This window comes from Chryseobacterium sediminis, assembly GCF_008386505.1.
GTDB lineage: Bacteria > Bacteroidota > Bacteroidia > Flavobacteriales > Weeksellaceae > Chryseobacterium > Chryseobacterium sediminis.
The window spans coordinates 396,461-420,053 of the sequence record NZ_VUNZ01000002.1; the positions used below are offsets into that span (position 1 = coordinate 396,461).

Consider the following 23,593-nt stretch of genomic DNA (forward strand, 5'->3'; position numbering starts at 1 on the left):
AAATTTGCAACAAACCAAATAAAAATGAAAAAGTTTTCTTTTCTACTTGTTTTCAGTCTGTTGCTTTTTACAGCATGTAAGAAAGATCATGTAGATGCTACGAATACTAAAACACTGCAGTCAAGTATCAATGATATGACTTCCAGTTTACCAACCATTAAACAGATTAAGTTTAATGAGGCTCTTTATATCCTTAAAACATTTGGCGTAGAAGCTGATGGTGATGTAAACGAGCTAAAAGCCCTTGGAAAGCTGATCAATGGAAAAAAAGTACCTGAGATCATGTCTCTGGCAGATGAAGTTGCGCAGAAAAACGGAATAGAATGGGCCAGTACTGCCCCTCCATCACTTGGAGAAATGAATATCTTCGGCGATGATAAAGCTAAAGAAAGTGATCCTAATGATGTAAAAGCAGGGTCATTAAGCCTTATAACAAACCCTACAGGAGATGACGGAACAGGCGCTCCTACTGCCATTCAGATTGTACCGAGACTTGTAGATGCGGCAGGAAACCCGGTATCTTTTACAGGAGCAGGTCTGGAAGCCACACTTGAAGTATTCAGTAACGGAGTAAGACTTGCTACCGCTAAAAACCTGATGCAGGACAATAACTTCAAAGGATTCAACCTGAAGTTCTCCTCTATTCCGGCAGCAAAAGTGGTAGATAACAAAATCGATATCACGGTTTCTGTAAAAACAACTGCGAAAACTTTCAAAATGTCAAAAATCGGTCTTGATGTGAATGCAGCAGCTCTGAAGGTTCCTGCAATTCCTAAAACTGATACAACAGCTGTACCGGAACAACCAAGTGCGGTTATTGATCCAAACAATCCAACTGCAACCACTGGAACAACTACAGATCCTGCGACGGCTACTCCATCAGCACCAGCTGCTCCAAAACAGCCCACTGCCGATCCTAAAAATACAGTAAGTAAATTTTTGAACAGCGTAAGTTCACAGAACTTAAAAGCCGCTTACGAAACAGCCAGCAATCCAAGCTGGGGAAGCTATGAGTCTTTCTCAAATCCTACTTCAGGTTTCGGATCTGTGAAAAATGTAAGCGTAAAGAATATTACGACAAGTGGTGCTACAGCCAACAGTGCAAGCGTAAATGCTACCTATGATGTAACGGATAAAAGCGGAAAGACAACTTCATTAAAAGTAACTTTCGGACTTAAAAATGTAAACGGAGACTGGAAAATTTCCAGCTATAAAATCAATTAATAAATGGCTTCAGCAGAACTGATCAAAAAATTAGAAGAAACAATTGAAAATATTCCTGATTTTCCGATTCCGGGAATACAGTTTAAGGATATTTCACCCATCTTTTTAGATCCTAAACTTTATGAAGATGTGATTGCAGACCTTGCAGCCTTCAGTAAAGGGAAAGTAGATGCAGTCTGTGGAATTGAAAGCCGTGGTTATTTGTTTGGGATTGCTATTGCTGTTGCATTGGAAGTTCCTTTCATTTTAATCAGAAAAGCAGGAAAACTTCCTCCTCCTGTTATTTCAGAAAAATATGACCTGGAATACGGAAGTGCCATTATCGAAACTCGCGAGGGACAGATAAAACCGGGACAAAGGGTTTTGATTCATGACGATCTTTTAGCAACCGGAGGCACAACAGAAGCTGCTGCAAAACTAGTTGAAAAGCAAGGAGCTACAGTTTCTCAGTTTAGTTTCCTTATCGGCCTAAAAGATTTAAACGGTGATGAAAAGCTTAAAAAATTTGGTGCAGAAGTGTATCATATTTTAGGATATTAAGATTCAAATTATATATCAATTACGACTCCGCTTAGTGTGTCAATCATTATAAAATGCTTGTCATACCGAGCGGAGTCGAACCTTTTTTAAGGGAAATAACAACAAATTCACAACATTTACATAATAATACCAATAAAGTATTTTGTAAATCTCTCAGAAACAATTAAATTTGCATTTCAATTTTTAAAAACTTATGGCAAAATTGGGAAAGAGTGCTCAGAACGAGCAAGAAGGTAAAGAAACGGTTGAGTTCTTTAAAGACCTTGACAGAGAAGCTTTAAACACTGAAAGATTTGTTGAAAAATATTCAAAGCCTCTAGGTTTTGTATTTGGAGCATTAATTTTAGCAGTTTTAGGATTCTTCGCTTACAAGCAATTTGTAATTGCTCCAAAGAACGCTGAAGCTGTGAAAAGTTTCCTTTCTGCTCAAAAAAGTCTTACCGAAGGTAAAGACAAAGATGCTTTGGGTGGAAAATCTGCAGCTAACCCAGGTTTTGTAGGTACATATAACGAATATTCTTCTACTAAGATTGGTAAACTTTCATCTTATAACGCAGGTTTATTAAAGTTCAAAGAAGGAAAATTCCAGGAAGCTTATGATCTTTTAGACCAATTTTCATCTGACAACAAAACATTAGTAGCAATGAAATTCGGAGCTATGGCAGATGCAAAATCAGGTCTTAACAAAAATGATGAAGCTTTAGCTTTATTAGACAAAGCAGCAACAGCTTCTGATGATCCGTATACAGCATACTATTTTACAAGAAAAGCTGGTATTGTGGCTTTAGGATTAAAGAAAAATGCAGAAGCTAAAAAATACTTCTCTGCAATTGATGAGAAATATCAGGACTACGACAACGGAATGTCTGATTCTTATATTGAAATGACTAAATATTACTAAAAAATGGCAACAGTTAATCTTTCCGATTACAAGCCACTTCATATAACTAATGCCGAAGATTTTTCTATCGGCATTGTTTTTTCTGAGTGGAATGATTTTGTAACGTACAATCTTCGTGATGCAGCTTTGGAAATCCTTGAAAAAGAAGGGGTAAAACCTGAAAACATTAAGCTTTTCCCGGTTCCCGGAGCTTTTGAACTTAATTATGCAAGCATGCAGCTTTGCAAAGAGAGAAAATATGATGCAGTAATTTCTATCGGATGTGTGATCCGTGGAGAAACGCCTCATTTTGATTATGTATGTTCTGCAGTAGCACAGGGAATCAAAGACTGCAACATTATGACGGACACCCCTACTATTTTCTGTGTATTGACAGATGATACAAAAGAACAATCTATCGCAAGAAGTGGTGGTGATCTTGGGAATAAAGGAGTAGAAGCAGCCGTTACCGCTTTAAGAATGATTGATTTCAAAAAGAAATTATCTGATAAAAAAGGAAATATCGGTTTCGGACACTCTTAACCGCAGATTACCTTAAGAATATATTGGGACTATTTTTTAATAGTCCTTTTTTATTGGCATTTTAAATCATAAATCTTACTAATAAACGGGATGTTTTTGTTTTTTTCTATCAAAAGTTCTATACAAAAACTATCTTTGTGAAAACTAATAAAGACAGTAAATACATGTTTTTAAGAAAAATAAAACCGTTCCTATATCTAGGAGTTTTCTATCTTATTATTTCATTAATAATAAGAACAGTATTCTTTTTTCATCCTATTACTACCGCTAGTTTTGGGTTTTTTGAAGTTATAAAAGTTCTGTTAATAGGCCTGGTGAATGATATTTTTGTATTCGTTCTTGCCAGTTCTATTCTCGCACTTTACTTTCTCTTTCTTTCCAATTCAAAATATAAAAAACCTTACGGCTACATTATTTTGGGAGCGCTGGTTCTATTCTTCCTTTATATATGGCTTGTTCCTAACAATATTTTCAAGCAATATGGAGGTTCTATAATGGAAATAGCCCTTGTCTTTGTTGGAGTAAAGACCCTTTTCTTCGGATTGATGCTCTTCCTTCCTACTCAGAGAATAAAGATTCGTAACATCTTATACTTCATCACATTATTATTATATGTTCTTCTGATTATTTTCAATGGAGTAAGTGAATACTTCTTTTACAATGAATTCGGAGTTCGTTATAACTTTATTGCGGTGGATTATCTGATTTATACTAATGAAGTCATTGGAAACATCATGGAAAGTTATCCTGTCGTTCCTTTGTTTTCCGGGATAATGATCGTTACCCTTACCATCACATGGTTCATTTATAAGAAAACAAAAGATGAACTGCTGGAACTTCCTGATTTTAAACAAAAAATGGTTCTTCTGGGTAGCTTCATGGTACTTTGCGCCCTTAGTGCGCTGGCTATTCCTTCTCTGATGCAAATTAGATCAGACAATGTATTTGCGGATGAAATTGAAGCCAACGGACTTCCAAAGTTCTACTGGGCATTTACTCATAATGAACTGGATTACTTCCAGTTTTATTCACAGATCAATCAACAGCAGGCTGAAAAGAATTTCCTGAGCCAGTATCCACAGCAGACATTATCAAGAAATATTGTTGCCGAGCAGCCTGAAATGAAGAAAAATGTGGTCTTGATCTCTATCGAAAGTCTTTCTGCCGACTTCATGGAACATTATGGAAATACACAAAAAATTACTCCTTTCCTTGACAGTCTTGCAGAAAAATCACTAATGTTTACCAATCTTTATGCTACCGGAAACAGAACGGTACGCGGGCTGGAAGCTTTAACACTGTGTATTCCTCCAACTGCAGGGGAAAGTATCATCAAAAGAGATGATAATAAAAATAAATTTACCACCGGGAATGTATTCAAATCCAAAGGGTACGATGTCAAATTTTTATATGGCGGATACAGCTATTTTGATAATATGCAGGACTTCTTTGGAGGAAATGGCTACGGAATTGTAGACAGAAACAACTTTAAACCGGAAGAAATCACTTTTGCCAACGTTTGGGGAGTTGCTGATGAAGATATGGCTAAAAAAGCGATTCAGGTGATGAATGCTGAAGCAAAATCAGGGAAACCGTTTTTCAATCACTGGATGACCGTTTCCAACCACAGACCTTTTACTTATCCTGACGGAAGAATAGATATTCCGGGAACAGCAAAATCCCGTGAAGGCGGTGTAAAATATACAGACTACTCTCTTAAACTGTTTTTTGATATGGCTAAAAAACAGGACTGGTATAAAAACACTGTTTTTGTTATCATTGCGGACCACTGTGCTTCTAGTGCCGGAAAAACGGAACTTCCGATGGATAAATACAGAATACCTGCAATGGTATTTTCAGAAGGATTTATTCAGCCTCAGAAGTTTGATGCACTGATGTCTCAGATAGATGTGATGCCTACTCTTTTTGGATTATTAAATTTCAGTTATCAATCTAAATTTTTAGGACAGGATGTCTTCAAACAAGAGTTCCAGCCTAAAGCTTATGTTGCAACATACCAGGATCTTGGATTTATAAAAGATGGACATCTTACCATTATTTCCCCAGTTAAAAAGGTAAAACAATATTCTTTGGAACTGGAAAAAAGTGATCTGACTCCAGCATTTAAGCTGTATTACGACGAGAAATTATTAAAAAATCCAGACCAAAAACTGGTAGATGATGCCGTATCAGCATATCAGTCTACTTCTTACTGGCTAAAAACAAAACAACTTAACAGATAAATATCTAAATATTTTTAACCTAAAGTTTGGCATAAAATATTTAAATTAACGAATAAATTTATTACTATGAAATGGACAGACGACAGAGGCGGAAACGTTGATGACCGCCGTGGTTCCGGAGGTGGAAGTGGTGGTATGATCGTAGGCGGAGGTCTTGGAACTTTAATTATAGCAGCCATTGTATTCTTTTTGGGAGGTGATCCATCCGGTATTTTGAATTCCGGCAGTATCCAGTCTTCTGGAAATTCCGGAGAACAAAGAGAGCTTACCACCGGTGAAAAACAGATCGGAGAAATGGTAAAAATGATGGATGCATGGAATAGCCAAACCTGGAATCAGATTTTCACAGAAAATGGAATGACCTATACTGATCCTGGCATTGTTCTTTTTGAAAATACAACTTCTTCAGCATGTGGTACAGCTCAATCTGCCATGGGGCCATTCTATTGCCCAGCTGATCAGAAAGTCTATATGGATATGAGTTTTTTCGGTGAGCTTCAGCAAAAATTCGGGGCGAAAGTAACTGAATTTACAGTAGCTTATGTTCTTGCTCATGAAGTAGGACACCATGTACAGACTCTTTTAGGAACTACTCAAAAAGTTGATGCATTAAGAAGAAGCGGAAGATATTCTGAAGAACAAATGAACAGAGTATCTGTGGCTACAGAATTACAGGCAGATTTTTATGCCGGAGTTTGGGCAAAAAGAACCAATGACAGCAAACATATCCTGGAACCCGGAGACATTGAATCTGCCATAGATGCTGCAGAAGCCGTTGGAGACGATAATATTCAGAAAAGAGCGCAGGGATATGTCAATCAGGAAAGCTTTACTCACGGATCATCTGCACAGCGTAAAGAATGGTTTATGAAAGGCTACAACACCGGAGATATCAGACAGGGTGATACTTTCAACCAATTATTAAAATAGTTAATCATCCAGATTATATAATAAAAATGCGGTCTCAAATTGAGACCGCATTTTTTATTTATTGCAATTCGATTGGATTAGAATTTTTCTTAGCTTCTTCTTTTACCCTTTCTTCCATTCTTTTTCTCATGTCTGCTGGATTTTGGTTTCCACCACCAGGACCTCTTCCACCGCCGCCGACTCTCATTGGAGCAGAAATACCTCCGGCACTTTGATTCATGAATGACATAGGATCAGTCTTAAATTTTTGCTGTTGTTTTAAATAATCTGTTCTTTTCACTTTTAAAGTATTTCCAAACTGGTTCAAAGTAGGAAATTCAGCGATTTTGTAATTCTTCATTAAATCAAAGGAATATTCACCTTTATCATCTTCTACTTTTACGATCAGCCCCGGAAGGCCTCCAAACTTGTAAGGTCCATCCTGATAAGGAAGATCAGTTGTAAACCAGGCAGTCCATTTTCTTCCCCCAAAATCAGTTTCAGCCTTTTGAACTTTATACTCTCCTATTTTTCTTGTTTCTGAAGCAATTTTCCAGTTCATAGGTCGGTCTTCTTCATATGAATAAATATCTCTGCCAATTCTGTCTTTAAAAAACATCTTTTGATTCTTCTTATCTTTTTCTACAGAATAATTGATATTCGTTCTCAGACTTTCCATCTGATCTCTGTTGATACTTCCTCTTCCGCCTCCGCCTTGAAATGCCTTTTGCATAACAGAGTCTCTTTTGATCCTGTTTTCAGAATAAAATACAGATTTTTCCGGAGAAATATCCAGATAAGCATTTTCTGTCTTGATGTCTGTTTTATTTTCTGCATCCGGCTTCATAGTCACCTGATACACAAACCTGTTAGTCTGTGCAGAAACATTCTGTATGAAGAGTGCCAATGCGATAATACCTAATTTTTTCATTTATATTTTCTTTATTTTAATTCAATTGGGTTCTGGGCTGTGTTCGTAAAGGAAGGAACATCAGCCGGTGAGCCTTGTGGCATAGGAGAACTTTGGCTCTCACCACCCATTCCACCTCTATGCATCCCACCACCACCGTGTCCGCCACCTCTCATTCCTCCTCCATTCATTCCACCGCCGTGCCTTCCACCTCCGGCATTCATATTTCCAGCTCCGATATTTCCAGCCATAGTTTTTCTGTTTTTACCAAATTCCAGCTCCAGCGCTGCTTTATCACCATGAAAATTAATTCTGGTACTTTGTTTAGCATCAGAATTTATTTGTTCTTCAAATGCATTTTTAACGGTAATTTTTTTAACAAGATCAAATTTATAATCTCCTTTATCATCTTCCAGTTTCACAATCAGTCCCGGTAATCCAGAGAATTTATAAGGTCCGTCAGACACAGGAATTTCTTTTGTGAACCATGCTGTCCAGATTCTTCCTCCAAATTCTGTAACTGCTTTTTGGGAGGAATATCCGTTTTGTTTCTCAACAACATCGGTTATTTCCCATTTTACAGGTCGGTCTTCCTGATAGTAAATTTGTTTTCCTGCTTCCTTTTCATAGTAATACACTTTCTGATCCGGAATACTCTTCGTAATAAAATATTCAAAGAAAGTAGGTTCAAAATGTTTTCTTCCTTCCTGTTTTGAAAAATCTTTTTCCTCTTTTTTATTTTCCTTCATTTCTGATCTTAGAGCAGTAAAAAGAGAGTCTCTTGTCAATTTACTTTCACTGATAAATAAGGACCGGTCACCTTTAACATCCAGAAAAGTTCTTTCACTTTTCATACTTACCAGATTGATAGAATCCGGGTTTACCAGCGTTTCATAGACATATCTTGTGGTCTGCCCATAAGACAATGCAGTGAAAAACAACACAAAAAAAATTACTGTACTTTGTCTCATTACCAATTTTCTTTATAGATAGAAAATGCCGTTCAAGGTTAAAATCATAAGTAAAATCTTCACATCAGGATAAGAAATTTATCTAATTTTAACATAAATCATGCTTTCTAAAATCGCTATTAATATAAGAATCATTAAAATAGATATCTTCGATTTGAGATTGCGGAAATTAGTTCGTATTTTTGCATCATTAAATCATTCTAAATAAATACAATGATAAAAGTATCAGACTATGCAAAGGAGAAAGCTATCCAGTTGATGACTGAAGATGGTTTTAACCCTGCTGAAGATTATATAAGAGTAGGGGTGAAAAGCGGCGGATGCTCTGGTTTAGAGTATGTTTTAAAGTTTGATAACCAAAAAACAGACACAGATCAGATTTTTGAAGATAATAACATCAAAATTATTATAGATAAAAAATCCATCCTTTATTTGGCAGGAACAACTCTTGAGTATTCAGGAGGATTGAACGGAAAAGGGTTCGTTTTTAACAACCCGAATGCATCCAGAACATGTGGATGTGGAGAATCATTTAGTCTTTAAAAGAATTTTAAAATTAAAAGATTAAGAAATTTAGAAAGCATTTATGACTGTATCCTTTGAAAGTTTTCCGATTTATAAAAAATCAATTTCTTTTACAGTCGCTATTTTTAAACTTCTTGATAACGAAAATTTACAAAAAGAATTTTCACTTAAAGACCAAATAAAAAGAGCAGTTTTATCAATAACAAATAATATTGCTGAAGGCTCTGAATATGGAAGTAACAAACAATTTATCAGATTTCTCTGGATATCAAAAGGAAGTTGTGCAGAGGTAAGAAATATGCTGTTTGTTTTATATAGCTTAGAAAAAATCAATGATGAGACTTTCAATGCACTGAACACCGAATGTTTGGATATAGCAAAGGAAATCTATCATTTTATTAAATATTTGGAAAGGAGCAATTCAGGTAACAAGTAATATCTAAATTTCTTAATACCTTAATCTCTTAATAATTATGAAGTATACAGAAGACGATCTAAGAGTCGATTTAGAAAATAAAAAATATGAATTCGGTTGGGAAACGAAGATTGATTATGAAGATTTCCCGATCGGTTTAAACGAGGATATCATCCGTGCGATCTCTGCTAAAAAAGAAGAGCCGGAATGGATGACCGAATGGCGATTGGAATCTTTCAAAATCTGGCAAAAAATGGTAGAGCCTAACTGGGCAAATATCAAATATGAAAAACCAGATTTTCAAGCAATCCGTTACTATGCTGCTCCTAAAGTAAAGCCAGAACTGGCAAGTCTTGACGAAGTAGATCCTGAATTGTTAAAAACATTTGCAAAATTAGGAATCAATATCGAAGAGCAAAAAAGACTTTCAGGAGTTGCCGTAGATATTGTAATGGACTCAATTTCTGTGAAAACTACTTTCCAGGATACATTGGCAGAGAAAGGAATTATTTTCTGTTCAATCTCTGAGGCCATTAAAAACCATCCTGATTTAGTAAGAAAATATCTTGGAAAAGTAGTTCCGAGAGGAGATAATTTCTATGCAGCATTGAATTCCGCAGTATTCTCTGACGGAAGTTTCTGTTATATTCCTAAAGGGGTAAAATGCCCAATGGAGCTTTCTACTTATTTCCGTATCAACCAGGCAGGAACAGGACAGTTTGAAAGAACACTTCTTGTAGCTGATGAGGGAAGTTATGTTTCTTACCTTGAAGGGTGTACAGCACCATCAAGAGATGAAAACCAACTTCACGCTGCGGTAGTGGAACTAATTGCTTTAGACGGAGCTGAGATTAAATATTCAACTGTTCAGAACTGGTATCCAGGTAATGAAGAAGGTAAAGGAGGGGTATTCAACTTTGTAACGAAAAGAGGACTTTGCGAAAGAAATGCAAAAATCTCATGGACACAGGTAGAAACAGGTTCGGCAGTAACATGGAAATATCCTTCTTGTATTCTGAAAGGTGACGGATCTATCGGAGAGTTCTACTCTATTGCGGTAACCAACAACCACCAGTATGCGGATACAGGAACGAAAATGATCCACATTGGAAAGAATACCAAATCAACGATTATTTCAAAAGGTATTTCTGCAGGAAAATCTCAAAACTCATACAGAGGACAGGTGAAGGTAATGCCTTCAGCAAAAGGGGCAAGAAACTTCTCCCAATGTGACTCTCTACTGATGGGTAATGAATGTGGGGCCCATACTTTCCCTTATATTGAAATCAAAGACCCTACTGCGCAGTTAGAGCATGAGGCAACGACTTCAAAAATCGGGGAAGATCAGATTTTCTACTGTAACCAGAGAGGTATTGACACAGAAAGAGCAATTGCCCTGATTGTGAATGGTTTCAGTAAAGAAGTTTTAAATAAGCTTCCAATGGAATTTGCTATTGAAGCACAGAAATTATTGGAAATTTCACTGGAAGGTTCAGTGGGATAAATTTCAATGAGAATTTCAGATAAAAACGAACTGTTTAATGGCAAGGTTTTCAGTGTTTTTATCAGATTAAAACCGTTTATACGGAAATATAAGTTGTAATCTTCACAAAAGATTATTACAAACATAAAATATATAAAAGCTTCTCTTCCTCTGTTGAGAATACTGTAGATAATGGTATTATTATATATACAGCGGGGAAGCTCACACAATTATAAAAAGAAAAAGTTAGCAAGAATGTTACAAATTAAAGACCTTCACGCCAAAATTGAAGATGGCGCAGAAATATTAAAAGGTATTAATCTTGAAATAAAGCCAGGCGAAGTTCACGCTATCATGGGGCCAAACGGAGCTGGGAAATCTACCCTTTCTTCTGTAATCGCTGGAAAAGAAGATTACGAAGTGACTGGTGGAGAGATTCTTTTCCAAGGAGAAGATATCGTTGAAGATGCTCCTGAAGATAGAGCCCACAAGGGAATTTTCCTTTCTTTCCAGTATCCAGTGGAAATTCCGGGAGTTTCTGTAACGAACTTTATCAAAGCTGCTTTAAACGAAACAAGAAAAGCAAATGGATTGGAAGAAATGCCGGCAAAAGAAATGCTTGCGTTAATCCGTGAAAAATCTGAAAAACTAGGCATCAAGAAAGATTTCCTTTCAAGATCATTAAACGAGGGATTCTCCGGAGGTGAAAAGAAAAGAAACGAGATCTTCCAAATGATGATGCTTAATCCTAAATTGGCTATTCTTGATGAGACCGATTCCGGATTGGATATCGACGCTTTAAGAATCGTAGCAGATGGGGTAAATCACTTTAAAAATGAAGGAAATGCAGTTCTTTTGATTACACACTATCAGAGATTGCTTAACTATATTCAACCTGATTTCGTTCACGTTTTAGCAGATGGAAAAATCATCAAAACAGGTGATAAATCTTTAGCGTTAGAACTTGAAGAAAAAGGTTACGACTGGCTTCTTAACTAAGAAGAAAATGTATTATTTCAGAGATTATAATTTTCGCAGTCATTCGTGAAACGTAGTAAAATAAAGAATCTCTAACATTAAAAACTGGATTCCCTGTTCCTCGGAATAGCAATATTTTAGTTCAAAAAAAAAGAAAAAATGGTGCAAACCACAGATATACCAGTAATGGCATTAAAAGAACAGATCATAGAGAACCATAATGAATTTTTGGAGAGTCTTCGTCACAGGTTTCTGGATGACAGCAGAAAAGCAGCTCTTCAAAGGTTTCAAAGTGTTGGTTTTCCGACAAAAAAAGACGAAGAATATAAATATACCAATCTAAAGGAAATCACGGAAAAAAGCTACAACTTCTTCCCGAAAGAGAGCCACAACATCACTAAAGAGCAGTTTGATGAACTGCACCTTGGCGAAGAAAACTTTGATTGGATTGTTTTTGTAAATGGTAAACTTCATAAGGAGCTTTCAAAAGTTTCTATCGAAAATGTAGAGTTCCTTTCATTCAACTATGCACTGAATGATGAGAAGCATAAAGAAGTTTTTGAAAAGTACTTCAACAGCATCGCTTCCAAAGAACAGGCTTTTACCAACTTAAACCTTGCTTACTGCAAATACGGTTTCTTTTTGAAGGTTCCTAAAAATGTAGTGATTGAAAAACCAATCCACGTTTTTTACATCTCTCAGAACCAGGAAGAAAATACATTCTACAATACAAGAAACCTTTTGATCGTAGAAGAAGGAGCAAAAGTAGAAGTGATTGAAAGCCACCATAATTTTGACAGCACGTATGTATTGACAAACTCTGTAACGGAGATCTTTACATATCCTAATGCAAAAGCTGACTGGCATAAGCTTCAGAATGATAACAACACTACATATCTTATCGACAATACGTTTGCAAGACAGGAGAAAGACAGTTTAACGACTGTAAATACTTTCTCTTTCGGAGGTAAACTGGTAAGAAACAACCTTGATTTTATTCATAATGGATCAAATATCAATTCATTCATGAACGGAATCACAATCATCGGGAAAGATCAGCTGGTAGACCACCATACGGCAGTTCACCATAACTTCCCGAACTGTGAAAGTTATCAGAACTATAAAGGAATCTTTGATGGCAATGCTCACGGAGTTTTCAACGGTAAAGTTTTTGTAGATAAAATTGCTCAGAAAACAAACGCTTATCAGCAAAACAATAACGTGTTACTAAGTGAAGGGGCAAGCATCGATACAAAACCTCAGTTGGAGATCTTTGCAGATGATGTAAAATGTTCTCACGGGTGTACGGTAGGCCAGCTGAATGAAGATGCTTTATTCTATCTGAGAGCAAGAGGAATCTCTAAAAAAGAAGCTCAGGCATTACTTTTATATGCTTTCGCAAATGATGCCATGCAGAACATTGATATTGAACCTCTAAAAGAGAAAATTTCAAAGCTGTTGGCAGAGAAACTAGAAGTAGATATAGAATTCTAAGACTTATATATATTGATACGAAAAAGCACTTCTTTTTGAAGTGCTTTTTTATTTCTTACGTGTATCTTGTTTCGTTTATTTCTTTAACCAGCCTTGGTTATCCTTATTATCTGAACGTTTCTTACCATTATCAAAATTGTACGCCAAACCTACGCCCAATGTCTGCTTCAGCTGTGTTTTCCAGATCTGATTATGGTCATACAGCAGATCCAGGGTAATATTGGATGAAATATATTTATTGATTTTCATATTTAAGACTGCTCCATAAGCCAATACCAATCTATCCGGATGATCCAGATAATTTGAAAATACAGACGCTGTATTAGTCAGATTAATATTCTCCATGATTTTGATCTTATAGATCGCTGTTCCAAGGAAACCGAACTGGAAAAGTGATGAATCCCCATCATTTTTAAGCCCATATGTTCCCGCAGTTTGAAGATCCTTATCTAAAACAAAAGTCCACCTCGCATTGGCAGGACGTAAAGTTACGGTCAAATTATCATTAGGACGGTAGGTAACCCCTGCACCCACATTCAGATATCCCGGAGCCATGAAATTGGAAATCTTTTTAGCATCAGGATTGTTTCCATCTTCATATCCCGGAGCAAACTGAGTCTGAAGGCCTGCTCCTGCTGAGAAATACCAGCTTTCCGCAAATTTTCTACCATAGTTTGTAGAAAGGTTAATAATATCCTGCGTTTTTCTCACCCCTGTTCCCTGGGTATTATTCTGTCCGTAACCGAGAATAATGATATTTTCCCAAAGATCTTTCCCTTTCTCATATGTCAGGTTGTAATTGACACCGGCAAGCCATCCTACGTTGTTGGCTCCTCCTCCTACCCAGTTTGAAAAGGCAGCCTGATTAAGCATTAATGTATTTTGTCCCTGAATAGACCAGGCTTTAACGGTATCTGCTGCCGGAGCATCTGTTTTTGTTTCTTGCGCCAAAGCTATCGCTCCAAAAGAAATGGAACTGATCAATAAAAGTTTTTTCATAATGTCGATTTATTACAAATGTATAAATAATAATCTACGCCTAAATAAAATTCACTTTAAAATGAATTTAACACCATTGATTTTTCGCTTATAACACAATGAATACAAACCGTTTAAACAACCACACATTGTACTCCAAACTTAAATCAACTTAAAACAACAGTATTTTAAAAACAAAAAACACCTCATTTCTGAAGTGTTTTTCTATTAAAATTGATTATTCAATACTATTTTTTAATCCACCATTGGCTGTCCTTACGGTCAGAACGTTTCACACCATTATCAAGCGTATAAGCGAATCCTATTCCAAGGGTTTGTTTCAGCTGTGTCTTTTCGATTTGGTTGTGATCATACAGCAAATCTACGGTTACATTGGATGAAATATATTTGTTTACTTTCAGGTTCAAAAGGGCACCATAAGCAAGAACCAATCTGTCGGGACGGTCAAGATAATTCGAGAAGACCGAGGCTGTATTCGTCAGGTAAATATCTTCCATTATTTTCAGCTTATAAATTGCTGTTCCAAGGAAACCGAACTGCAATAAAGAAGAATCTCCATCGTTTTTCAAACCATAGCTTCCTGCTGTCTGAAGGTCTTTATCTAATACAAATGTCCATCTGGCGTTGGTAGGGCGTAAAGTTACCGTAAGATCATCATTCGGTCTGTAAGTGATACCCATACCAACATTCAGGTAACCTGGAGCCATGAAATTCGAGATCTTTTTTGCCTCAGGATTGTTTCCATCTTCATATCCTGCAGCAAATTGTGATTGTAATCCCGCTCCCAGAGAGAAATACCAGCTTTTTGAGAATTTTCGCCCATAATTGGTAGAAACATTGATAACATCCTGCGTTTTTCTTATTCCCAATCCTTTCGTATCATTCTGTCCATACCCCAGGATAATGATATTCTCCCAGAGGTCGTTATTTTTTTCATACGTCAGGTTGTAATTGATGCCGGCAAGCCATCCTACGTTGTTGGCTCCACCTCCTACCCAGTTTGAAAAGGCAGCCTGGTTGATCATTAATGTATTTTTTCCTATCACTGACCAGTATTTTACTGTGTCTACCACAACAGAATCTTTCTTCAATTCTTCTTGTGCACTTGCATAAATCCCCATAAAAAAGGAAAGAATCAATAAAAACTTCTTCATTACTCAAATAATTTTCAATGCAAAAGTATTAATATAATTTTTTTTAAAGGTAAATTCAGCTTTAAAGAATGCCAATTCATAAAGTTTAATTACCTAACAATAAGATATCTCTATAAAATCAATGCCAAAATAATAAGTTTAAAAAATAAATTTGAAACCTTTTGTCTTAAAATCAGGCAGGTAGAAATTGATTCATCGACAAATTTTCCGAAATTTATCATTGGCTTTTGATTTGACGTAAAATCCTCATGTTTAAAAATGCAATTTCCAAAAGAGCGATTATATACCCTTTGCTGATGCTTTCCGCGATGTGGTTCGGGTATTTCTTACAAATGCAGGGCTTTTTTCAAAGCTGCTTTGGTGCGATCATTCCACTTTTGCCTGAAGGATTGCTAGGTATTGTTACCTCTCCTCTTTTGCATGGAAATATTGATCATATTATTGGGAATTCAATTCCGATAGCTGCTCTTATGTTTTTGCTCTATCAGTTTTACCCTTTAGTTGCCAATAAAGTTTTTATTATCGGCTGGCTGGCAACAGGGCTTTTAGTATGGCTTCTTCCTCCTATTGACATTTTCTCTGGCGAATATATGTATACATGTACAATAGGAGCCAGTGGTGTGGTCTATGTACTTGCCTTCTTTCTTTTTTTCAGCGGGGTATTTAAATGGAATACAAAACTTCTTACCATTTCAATGCTTGTTGTATTGTATTATGGAAGCTTGGTATGGGGAATGCTGCCGGAAGAACTGTTTTATAATATGCAGGAACCGAGTAAAATTTCATGGCAAGCCCATCTTTCCGGAGCAATAGTGGGAAGTATGATTGCGTTTGCCTTCAAAAATGTAGGGGAAAAGAAGAAAAAGTTCATTTGGGAATTTCCTAATTATTACAGTGAAAAGGATGATAAACTGTGGCAGGAATACAAGGAAAACCATCCGGAAGATTTTATGGAACTTCCGTATAAAAAAAGAGATGATATCTGGGATCATTTGGATGAATTAAGGAAGAAGTAACGCTTAATTCACTACATTTGAAAAAAAACACACATGATTTCCGAAGAATACTTTTATTCAATCGCTCTGCGTGAATGCAGCCACATTGGCAATATTCATTTTCATAAACTCGTCCGTACTTTTGGAAACGCACAGGAAGCATGGAAAAGAGCAAAAAAAGAATATAAAAAAATAGAAGGGATAGGACAAAAAACAGTTTCAGACATTGGGAATAGCAATCATTTGAAATTCGCAGAAGAAGAATTAAATTTTTGCGAAAAGAATAATATTCAGATCAGGCTGAAACATCTTAGTGAAACACCTTTCCTTCTTAATGAATGTAATGATGCTCCTGTTATTCTTTATCAAAAAGGGAACATAGATGATTCCATTTCAAAGGTAAGCATTGTAGGAACCAGAAATATGACATCATATGGCCGGCAGTTCATTGAAGACTTTTTTGAATCCTCTCAATCTTCAACATATACATCAGTAAGCGGACTTGCTCTGGGAGTTGACAAAGAGGTTCATGAGCAGTCTATTCGTTATCACAAACCTACAGTAGGAGTTCTTGCACACGGCTTTCAATATTTATATCCGGCAAAAAACAGGAAACTTTCTGAGAAAATCATTCAGGAAGGAGGAGCGTTAATCACAGAGTTCAGTTCTTCCAAAAAACCAGATCGTGAAAACTTCATACAAAGAAACAGAATTGTAGCAGGAATGTCTCCCGCAACCATTGTAGTAGAAACCGGTTTTGGAGGAGGATCTGTAAGCACCGCCACTTTTGCCAATGATTACAATCGTGATGTCTTTGCCCTTCCCGGGAAAATTACAGATATCTGCAGCCAGGGATGTAATCAGTTGATTTTCCATAACAAAGCAACAGCCATTTCTACCATAAAAGATCTTATCAGCATGCTGGGATTTAATAGTCCTAAAGAAAAAATTGAAGAGTTATTTCCTTATAGCGAGACAGTAATACAATTATCTGATAATCAACATTTAATACATCAATCTATTAAGAACCAACCTCAGATTTCTTTGGATGATTTGTCGCAGAAAATTCAGCTTCCGACTCACAAAATCTTACCAATAATTTTGGAATTGGAACTTTTAGGGAAAGTAAAATCGTTTTCCGGGAGGCAATTCATCGCAATTTAAGATTTAATGATTTCTTAATATTGCATTATTTCATACATAACATTTCATTTTTAATAAAATTTAAACATAAATTATCAATTTAATAATATTACGGAACATTATTATTTAATTTTTAGCAATGTTGAAATAGAGTGTTGTGAATCTTGAAAAAAAAATTAAATTTGTTGACAATAATATTCAACCTTAATATATGGAACAATATAATATTGACCAGAAAATCCAAGAGTTTATTGCAAAAATTGAAGCAAAAAATCCTAACGAACCGGAGTTCTTACAGGCTGTAAAAGAAGTTGCCGTAACCGTAATTCCATTCATTGCTACTAAAAAAGAATATACCGGAATGAAGCTGCTTGAAAGAATGGCTGAAGCTGAAAGAATTATTATTTTCAGAGTTCCATGGGTTGATGATAAAGGAGAAATTCAGGTTAACAGAGGTTTCAGAATCCAAATGAACTCTGCTATTGGGCCATACAAAGGAGGAATTCGTTTCCACCCTACTGTAAACTTATCAGTTCTTAAGTTCTTAGCTTTTGAACAAGTATTCAAAAACTCTTTAACAACTCTTCCAATGGGAGGTGGTAAAGGAGGTTCAGATTTCGATCCACAAGGTAAATCTGATATGGAAGTAATGCGTTTCTGCCAGGCTTTCATGACAGAATTGTGCAAGCACATTGGTCCTGAAACAGACGTACCTGCAGGAGATATCGGTGTTGGAGCAAGAGAAATCGGATATTTATTCGGGCAGTACAAGAAAATCAGAAACGAGTTTACCGGAGTTCTTACAGGAAAAGGTCTTGCTTACGGAGGTTCACTGATCCGTCCTGAAGCTACAGGATACGGTGTAGTATATTTCGCTGAGCAGATGCTTAAAACTATCGGACAGGATTTCCAAGGTAAAACAGTAACGGTTTCAGGTTTCGGAAACGTAGCTTGGGGAGTTATCAAAAAAGCAACTGAACTAGGCGCTAAAGTAGTAACAATCTCTGGTCCAGATGGATATATCTATGACAAAGACGGTATAAGCGGAGAAAAGATCGATTATTTATTAGAACTTAGATCTTCAGGAAATAACAGAGCTGAAGATTATGCTAAAAAATATCCATCTGCTGAATTCCATGCTGGGAAACGTCCTTGGGATGTGAAGTGTGATGTTGCTTTCCCTTCTGCAACTCAAAACGAATTAGATTTAGATGATGCAAGAAAACTAGTTGAAAACGGATGTATTTGTGTAACTGAAGCCGCTAACATGCCTTCTACACTAGATGCAATCAACTATTTCTTAGACAATAAAGTATTATTCTCTCCTGGTAAAGCTTCCAATGCTGGAGGTGTTGCTACATCAGGATTAGAAATGACTCAGAACTCTATCCGTCTTAACTGGACTTCTGAAGAAGTTGATGCAAGATTAAAGGAAATCATGATTGGTATCCACAAAGCTTGTAGAGACTACGGAAAAGACGAAGACGGTTATGTAAACTACGTAAAAGGTGCAAATATTGCCGGCTTCGTAAAAGTAGCAGAAGCAATGTTGGCTCAAGGAGTTGTGTAACAGAAAAAACAAAGGTTGGGAAAAATTCCCGACCTTTTTTGATATAGCCTGTTCCCGGGATAATGGGAAAAAAGTAAAAAGTGAAAGGAGAAAGCGCTGCATTTAGCAGCGCTTTTTTTATTTTTATATCATGGAAAACACTTTTAAAAATATTGATGAATATATTCTTCTGTTCCCGATAGAAGTACAGGAAAAACTGCTTGAACTGAGACAAGCCATCCAGTCACAGGTTTCTGATCTGGAAGAATATATTGGATATCAGATGCCTGCTTTCAGGTATAAAGGAAAACCTTTGGTTTATTTTGCCGGATATAAAAAACACATTGGTTTTTATCCCGGAGCTGAAGGGATCAGTAATTTTGAAACGGATTTTAAAGAAAGAAAATATACATATTCCAAAGGAGCTGTACAGTTTCCTATTTCTGGTGATCTCCCGTTGGATTTGGTTAATAAGATTATCCAATTCAAAGTAGAGGAAATTGAACAAAAAAAATCCTGAAATACAAGATTTCAGGATTCCGACTAGTGTTTGCTAAAGTACTTTTACTTTTTCTTCTTTTTGTCTTTCTTTTCCTCCTTAGGAGCATCTGCAGGTTTAGTTGCATCTGTAGGTGTTGTACTTACAGTTGGGTCAGTTGCAGGGGCAGTTTCCATTGTAGCAGGTGTTTTTTCCTGTTGAGTTTTTGGATCCGAAGGACTTGTAGTCTGTGTATTCGGTTGGGTTTGAGTTGTCGTTGGGTTATTAGTAGAAGTATCGGCCGGCTTTTGTGGTGTTGATTGTGCTGATACTGCGATTACTCCGACTAATGTAAACGCTGCCGTTAAAAATAACTTTTTCATAATGTAATATTTAAATGATTGTTTAACTTAAACGAAGCATCATTTATAAAATTATGTGTAATAAGCTTATTTAACGTACTTTATAATTATTTAAGAGGATTTTGCAAAAATGAGTTTGATTGGTTGGGCTGGAAGAGTGATGCTGGAAGCTGGATGTTTATTTCAGTGAAATATTAGCTAAACGTTTTATTATCAATACTTCCCGCTCCCTTCTTCCTTCTTCCATCCTTGAAATCTACTTCGTTATATTCTTCATCATTTTTTCCACGAACTCAAAAGCAGCCGGACAGATCACTGTATTTTTCAACATTAGATTATTAATCTGGTAAATCTTCTTACGGTCTGTATGAGGATATTCCCGACAGGCTTTTGGCCGTACTTCATAAATAGAACAGGTATTATCACTGTTCAGGAAAAAGCAGGGAAGATTCTGCAATACTTTATCATTGTCTTCGTCTACTCTTAGAAATTTGGCTTCAAAATCGGCAGACTTCATTCTGAGGTGTTTGGCAATACGCTCAATATCCTTTTCCGTGTACAAAGGACCGGTTGTTTTGCAGCAATTGGCGCATTGTAAACAGTCTATTTCATCAAAAACTTCATCATGGATTTCTTGTACAATATAATCGAGGTTTTTGGGCGGTTTTTTCTTTAATCCGTCCAGAAATTTCTTGTGCTCCTTCTGCTTTTGAATCGCTTGTTTTTTATAAAAATCTAAATTCATTTATTCTTTATTTCCAGTTGAATCCGGAAGATCTTCTTTTTTATATTCATTTATTTTATCCAGATCCAGCACTGTTGTAAGATTTTCTTTGCTTGGATAATACATTGGAACAAATTTGGCCCCATAAACAATTTCTCTTGTAGTATAAGAAGACCTTTGAACTACTGTGTTTGAAAATACTTCGTCAAATGCCCTCACCTGCACAATAAGCTCAATATCTGTATTTTTAAAATCTTCTTCAGAAAAACCATAAAACGGAGAGTTTTCATCAATTTTATGAACCACAGTCCAGTTTAGAGCTAATGTATTGATTTTACTCATCTGGGTATTAAGCCTGTAAAAATTGCTTTTTGCAATCCCGTTTTCTATCACCTCAATGGCTACAGATACAATTACATCCGCATCTGTCAGCGCGTTGTTTTTATAAGGAGCCAGCCTGAACATCAGCGCCGAAGATTCCTGAAAAGGAGCAATAACGGCTATATCGGAAAATCTTAAATATGCCCGCGGCCTTGAAAATCTTCCGTAAAAAAGTCCGGTTGCAATGGCAAAGGTAAGCAATCCCAGAAAAGCCTCAAAAGTAGCCACAAGACTTGCCAAAAAGCCTACCGGTGCTATTCTTCCATATCCAACTGTGGTAAACGTCTGGGAACTGAAGAAAAAAACGTCGATAAATTCATTCAACGGATCGCTTTTATCAATTCCGGTAAGATGCTCTACACCAATCAGATAGTAAATCATTGCAAAAAGGAGGTTGATTAGAATATATGCTATCACTAAATAAGAGATAAAGCGAAATGAAGAAAGATTCAGCATGGTATGATACCAGCTCAATCTGTTGAAAACATTCACTCCTCTTCTCTGAACATTCGGAAGGCCGTCTTTATTGATAAATCTTCCGGATGCATTAGTTCCGAAACCACTGTTTTCCGCATTTTTCTGACGGATCTTTTTTCTGAATCCTCCTGTCATTTTTATAACATTTGTTTTTGAATCGTTTAATTACCAAACATTGAACTTCTCCTTATTTCCAGATACAAAGATAAAATATTGTTTTCATGAATTTTATCAATCAAATCATTACTTATTCAATTTGATTTTACAGTAAATTTGGGATATGAAAAAGCTTGAATCAAGAGAGGATATTGAACATTTGGTTAATTCATTTTATGCCAAAGTAGTAAAGGATGAAACCATTAGTTTCTTCTTTAATGATATTGCTAAGGTTGACTGGGATAAACATCTTCCTAAAATGTATTCTTTCTGGGAATCTATCCTTTTCGGGCAGATGTCTTATAAAGGAAATCCAATGGGCGTTCATTTCCCGATTAATGAGATACAGGCTATGGAACAGAAACATTTTGACCGATGGCTAGAGCTTTGGCGTACTACTATTGAAGAAAACTTTGTAGGTGAAAATGCTGATATGGCCATCTATAAGTCTGAAAATATCGCAAAGCTAATGGCTTTCAAGATGGAATTGGCGAGAAGACTTTAGTGAGTTACGCGATTCGGGGTACGAGGTTCGGGATGCGAAATTCCGAGGAATTTATTTTACATTAGCTTTACTTATCATCTAAGGCACAATTACCGTAAAGATATATGCTGCCAGATTGACTAATAAAACGGTTCCGTACAAAACATTTGTTTTACCACGGCTTAATGAAAGCATTACTATAAATACGGATAAAGAAAGCAGGATAACATCTTTTTTATCCAAACCAAGCACCAGCGGAATATCATACATGATGCAGACTACTGACACCGCAGGAATCGTTAATCCAATACTTGCCAGTGCAGAACCTAATGCCAGATTTAAGCTTGATTGTATTTGATTCGCTCTAGCGGCACGGATGGCGGCTACCCCTTCAGGAAGAAGAACAACGGCGGCAATAATAACCCCTACCAAAGATTTTGGGGCTCCAAGGCTTTGTACCATTCCTTCTATTGTATCAGATAATCCTTTTGCCATAAGCACTACAATAACAAGGCAAACCACCAAGAAACCAAAACTGATAAGCGTTTTTGTTAATGACGGAATATAATGTTCTTCCGGATGTTCATCCGGAACTATAAAATAGCTTCTGTGACGAACGGTCTGTACCATCAGGAAAACACCGTAAATGACAAGACAGGCAATGGATATAAAAATAAGCTGTGCTTCGTTGTAGAAAGGTCCGTTAACACTTGAAGTAAAGTTGGGAAGGACCAGGGTAAGTACCAAGATTGAAACAATACTCACCAGATAAGTAGTGGCTGAGGTTCTTGCGAAGAACTGCTCATGGTATTTAACGCCACCTACAAGGATACATATTCCCAGAATTCCGTTCAGAATAAGCATTACAGCGGCAAAAACCGTATCTCTGGCCAGCGTGATCGCCTGATCTCCGCCGGCCACCATCAGCGAGATGATCAGCGCAACTTCAATAATGGTGATACAAAGGGCCAGAATAATGGTACCGAAAGGCTCCCCTACTTTATGAGCAACCACTTCTGCATGGTGTACTGCCGATAAAACACTTCCAATCAATAAAACACCTGCAATGATATCATAAATAACACCAGTTCCCATTAATCCAAAAAAGTAGTACCCTACAGCAAGAAGAGGGAAAATATAGGTATAATGTAAAAATTCTTTAGGTCTCATAAAGTGACTACAAAATACAAAAAATCTATAGAAATTTCAATATCAAAAGAAAATATTAATGATATTTTAATGAGGCCAGAAGTTAAAGTCCTGATAATCTGTAAACATATGAAACAGAAGCCCAATTCCTATAATTCTGATATTTCCTTTAAAGAACAGCAGCAAAAAATACACCGCAATGGCATAATAAGAATGTAAGAAGTGAAAACCTATACTTCCTCTTGACGGATCAAATATAGGATTGGCGAAAAGATGGTCCAGATCTACCAGCATAGTAGCAAGGAGAATAAAATAGGCCTTCTTCCAGTTTTTACGATAAAAGATCAATGCAATAAAGACCGGAAAAACAAGATGCAGAAAATAATGAGTAAAAGTTTTGAGTAATGCGATATCTGATGGAGCCATT

The 23,593-nt window shown here is 36.4% G+C and carries 25 protein-coding genes; 16 read left to right on the top strand and 9 right to left on the bottom strand.

Annotated elements, in window-relative coordinates; translation table 11 throughout:
• The first annotated feature begins 24 nt into the window (after positions 1-24).
• The 6 genes from FW780_RS13845 (at position 25) to ypfJ (ending at position 6,360) form a co-directional block, all read left to right on the top strand.
• The gene (locus FW780_RS13845; protein WP_149834124.1) at positions 25-1,224 is read left to right on the top strand and encodes a hypothetical protein; all 1,200 of its coding nucleotides are present in this window, start codon (positions 25-27) and stop codon (positions 1,222-1,224) included.
• A gap of 3 nt (positions 1,225-1,227) precedes the next feature.
• Entirely contained in the window at positions 1,228-1,764 is a 537-nt protein-coding gene (locus FW780_RS13850) for an adenine phosphoribosyltransferase (RefSeq protein WP_149834125.1), read from the top strand.
• Positions 1,765-1,957: 193 nt separating this feature from the next.
• Positions 1,958-2,665, top strand: coding sequence for a tetratricopeptide repeat protein (locus FW780_RS13855; RefSeq protein WP_149834126.1), 708 nt, complete (start codon positions 1,958-1,960; stop codon positions 2,663-2,665).
• 3 nt (positions 2,666-2,668) lie between these two features.
• Positions 2,669-3,187, top strand: coding sequence for a 6,7-dimethyl-8-ribityllumazine synthase (ribH, locus tag FW780_RS13860; protein WP_034734563.1), 519 nt, complete (start codon positions 2,669-2,671; stop codon positions 3,185-3,187).
• A gap of 164 nt (positions 3,188-3,351) precedes the next feature.
• Entirely contained in the window at positions 3,352-5,430 is a 2,079-nt protein-coding gene (locus FW780_RS13865) for an alkaline phosphatase family protein (RefSeq protein ID WP_149834376.1), read from the top strand.
• Between the two features lie 66 nt (positions 5,431-5,496).
• Positions 5,497-6,360, top strand: coding sequence for a KPN_02809 family neutral zinc metallopeptidase (ypfJ, locus tag FW780_RS13870; RefSeq protein WP_149834127.1), 864 nt, complete (start codon positions 5,497-5,499; stop codon positions 6,358-6,360).
• Between the two features lie 58 nt (positions 6,361-6,418).
• Here the strand turns inward: ypfJ and FW780_RS13875 are convergent, their stop codons facing one another.
• On the bottom strand, positions 6,419-7,270 hold the full coding sequence (locus FW780_RS13875) for a GLPGLI family protein (RefSeq protein WP_149834128.1): 852 nt from the start codon (positions 7,268-7,270) through the stop codon (positions 6,419-6,421).
• An 11-nt stretch (positions 7,271-7,281) separates the two neighbouring features.
• Complete coding sequence (locus FW780_RS22580; protein ID WP_149834129.1) at positions 7,282-8,220, bottom strand: GLPGLI family protein; 939 nt, start codon at positions 8,218-8,220, stop codon at positions 7,282-7,284.
• A 213-nt stretch (positions 8,221-8,433) separates the two neighbouring features.
• Between FW780_RS22580 and FW780_RS13885 the strand changes: the two genes are divergently transcribed.
• From FW780_RS13885 to sufD, 5 genes are all read left to right on the top strand, one after another.
• Complete coding sequence (locus FW780_RS13885; RefSeq protein WP_027372006.1) at positions 8,434-8,763, top strand: HesB/IscA family protein; 330 nt, start codon at positions 8,434-8,436, stop codon at positions 8,761-8,763.
• Positions 8,764-8,806: 43 nt separating this feature from the next.
• Positions 8,807-9,181, top strand: a complete 375-nt coding sequence (locus tag FW780_RS13890) for a four helix bundle protein (protein ID WP_149834130.1) — start codon at positions 8,807-8,809, stop codon at positions 9,179-9,181.
• 34 nt (positions 9,182-9,215) lie between these two features.
• Positions 9,216-10,664 carry a Fe-S cluster assembly protein SufB gene (gene sufB / locus FW780_RS13895; RefSeq protein WP_149834131.1) on the top strand — a complete coding sequence of 483 codons (1,449 nt, stop codon included), beginning with the start codon at positions 9,216-9,218 and terminating at the stop codon, positions 10,662-10,664.
• A gap of 234 nt (positions 10,665-10,898) precedes the next feature.
• The gene (gene sufC / locus FW780_RS13900; RefSeq protein ID WP_149834132.1) at positions 10,899-11,642 is read left to right on the top strand and encodes a Fe-S cluster assembly ATPase SufC; all 744 of its coding nucleotides are present in this window, start codon (positions 10,899-10,901) and stop codon (positions 11,640-11,642) included.
• A gap of 165 nt (positions 11,643-11,807) precedes the next feature.
• A complete protein-coding gene (sufD, locus tag FW780_RS13905) occupies positions 11,808-13,115 on the top strand; it encodes a Fe-S cluster assembly protein SufD (protein WP_149834377.1) in 1,308 nt (435 codons plus the stop codon).
• A 75-nt stretch (positions 13,116-13,190) separates the two neighbouring features.
• Here the strand turns inward: sufD and FW780_RS13910 are convergent, their stop codons facing one another.
• Entirely contained in the window at positions 13,191-14,114 is a 924-nt protein-coding gene (locus FW780_RS13910) for a DUF3078 domain-containing protein (RefSeq protein ID WP_149834133.1), read from the bottom strand.
• Between the two features lie 227 nt (positions 14,115-14,341).
• Positions 14,342-15,268, bottom strand: coding sequence for a DUF3078 domain-containing protein (locus tag FW780_RS13915; protein WP_149834134.1), 927 nt, complete (start codon positions 15,266-15,268; stop codon positions 14,342-14,344).
• A gap of 248 nt (positions 15,269-15,516) precedes the next feature.
• Between FW780_RS13915 and FW780_RS13920 the strand changes: the two genes are divergently transcribed.
• From FW780_RS13920 to FW780_RS13935, 4 genes are all read left to right on the top strand, one after another.
• Entirely contained in the window at positions 15,517-16,284 is a 768-nt protein-coding gene (locus tag FW780_RS13920; protein ID WP_149834135.1) for a rhomboid family intramembrane serine protease, read from the top strand.
• A 33-nt stretch (positions 16,285-16,317) separates the two neighbouring features.
• On the top strand, positions 16,318-17,427 hold the full coding sequence (dprA, locus tag FW780_RS13925; RefSeq protein ID WP_149834136.1) for a DNA-processing protein DprA: 1,110 nt from the start codon (positions 16,318-16,320) through the stop codon (positions 17,425-17,427).
• Positions 17,428-17,617: 190 nt separating this feature from the next.
• Positions 17,618-18,976: an NADP-specific glutamate dehydrogenase gene (gdhA, locus tag FW780_RS13930; RefSeq protein ID WP_149834137.1), complete on the top strand. Its 1,359-nt coding sequence runs from the start codon at positions 17,618-17,620 to the stop codon at positions 18,974-18,976.
• Between the two features lie 130 nt (positions 18,977-19,106).
• Positions 19,107-19,475 carry an iron chaperone gene (locus FW780_RS13935; protein WP_149834138.1) on the top strand — a complete coding sequence of 123 codons (369 nt, stop codon included), beginning with the start codon at positions 19,107-19,109 and terminating at the stop codon, positions 19,473-19,475.
• Between the two features lie 44 nt (positions 19,476-19,519).
• On the opposite strand, the gene FW780_RS13940 is transcribed toward FW780_RS13935, so the two are convergent.
• The 3 genes from FW780_RS13940 to FW780_RS13950 form a co-directional block, all read right to left on the bottom strand.
• The gene (locus tag FW780_RS13940) at positions 19,520-19,816 is read right to left on the bottom strand and encodes a hypothetical protein (RefSeq protein WP_149834139.1); all 297 of its coding nucleotides are present in this window, start codon (positions 19,814-19,816) and stop codon (positions 19,520-19,522) included.
• Between the two features lie 235 nt (positions 19,817-20,051).
• Entirely contained in the window at positions 20,052-20,540 is a 489-nt protein-coding gene (locus FW780_RS13945) for a YkgJ family cysteine cluster protein (protein ID WP_149834140.1), read from the bottom strand.
• The gene (locus FW780_RS13950) at positions 20,541-21,512 is read right to left on the bottom strand and encodes an ion channel (RefSeq protein ID WP_149834141.1); all 972 of its coding nucleotides are present in this window, start codon (positions 21,510-21,512) and stop codon (positions 20,541-20,543) included.
• Between the two features lie 145 nt (positions 21,513-21,657).
• On the opposite strand from FW780_RS13950, the gene FW780_RS13955 reads away from it, so the two are divergent.
• The gene (locus tag FW780_RS13955; protein WP_149834142.1) at positions 21,658-22,038 is read left to right on the top strand and encodes a group III truncated hemoglobin; all 381 of its coding nucleotides are present in this window, start codon (positions 21,658-21,660) and stop codon (positions 22,036-22,038) included.
• Positions 22,039-22,116: 78 nt separating this feature from the next.
• On the opposite strand, the gene FW780_RS13960 is transcribed toward FW780_RS13955, so the two are convergent.
• Both FW780_RS13960 and FW780_RS13965 read right to left on the bottom strand, forming a co-directional pair.
• Positions 22,117-23,187 (bottom strand): calcium:proton antiporter, encoded by a 1,071-nt coding sequence (locus tag FW780_RS13960; RefSeq protein ID WP_149834143.1) that lies wholly within the window; start codon positions 23,185-23,187, stop codon positions 22,117-22,119.
• A gap of 66 nt (positions 23,188-23,253) precedes the next feature.
• Positions 23,254-23,592, bottom strand: coding sequence for a DUF6122 family protein (locus tag FW780_RS13965; protein ID WP_047376129.1), 339 nt, complete (start codon positions 23,590-23,592; stop codon positions 23,254-23,256).
• Position 23,593: the final 1 nt, after the last annotated feature.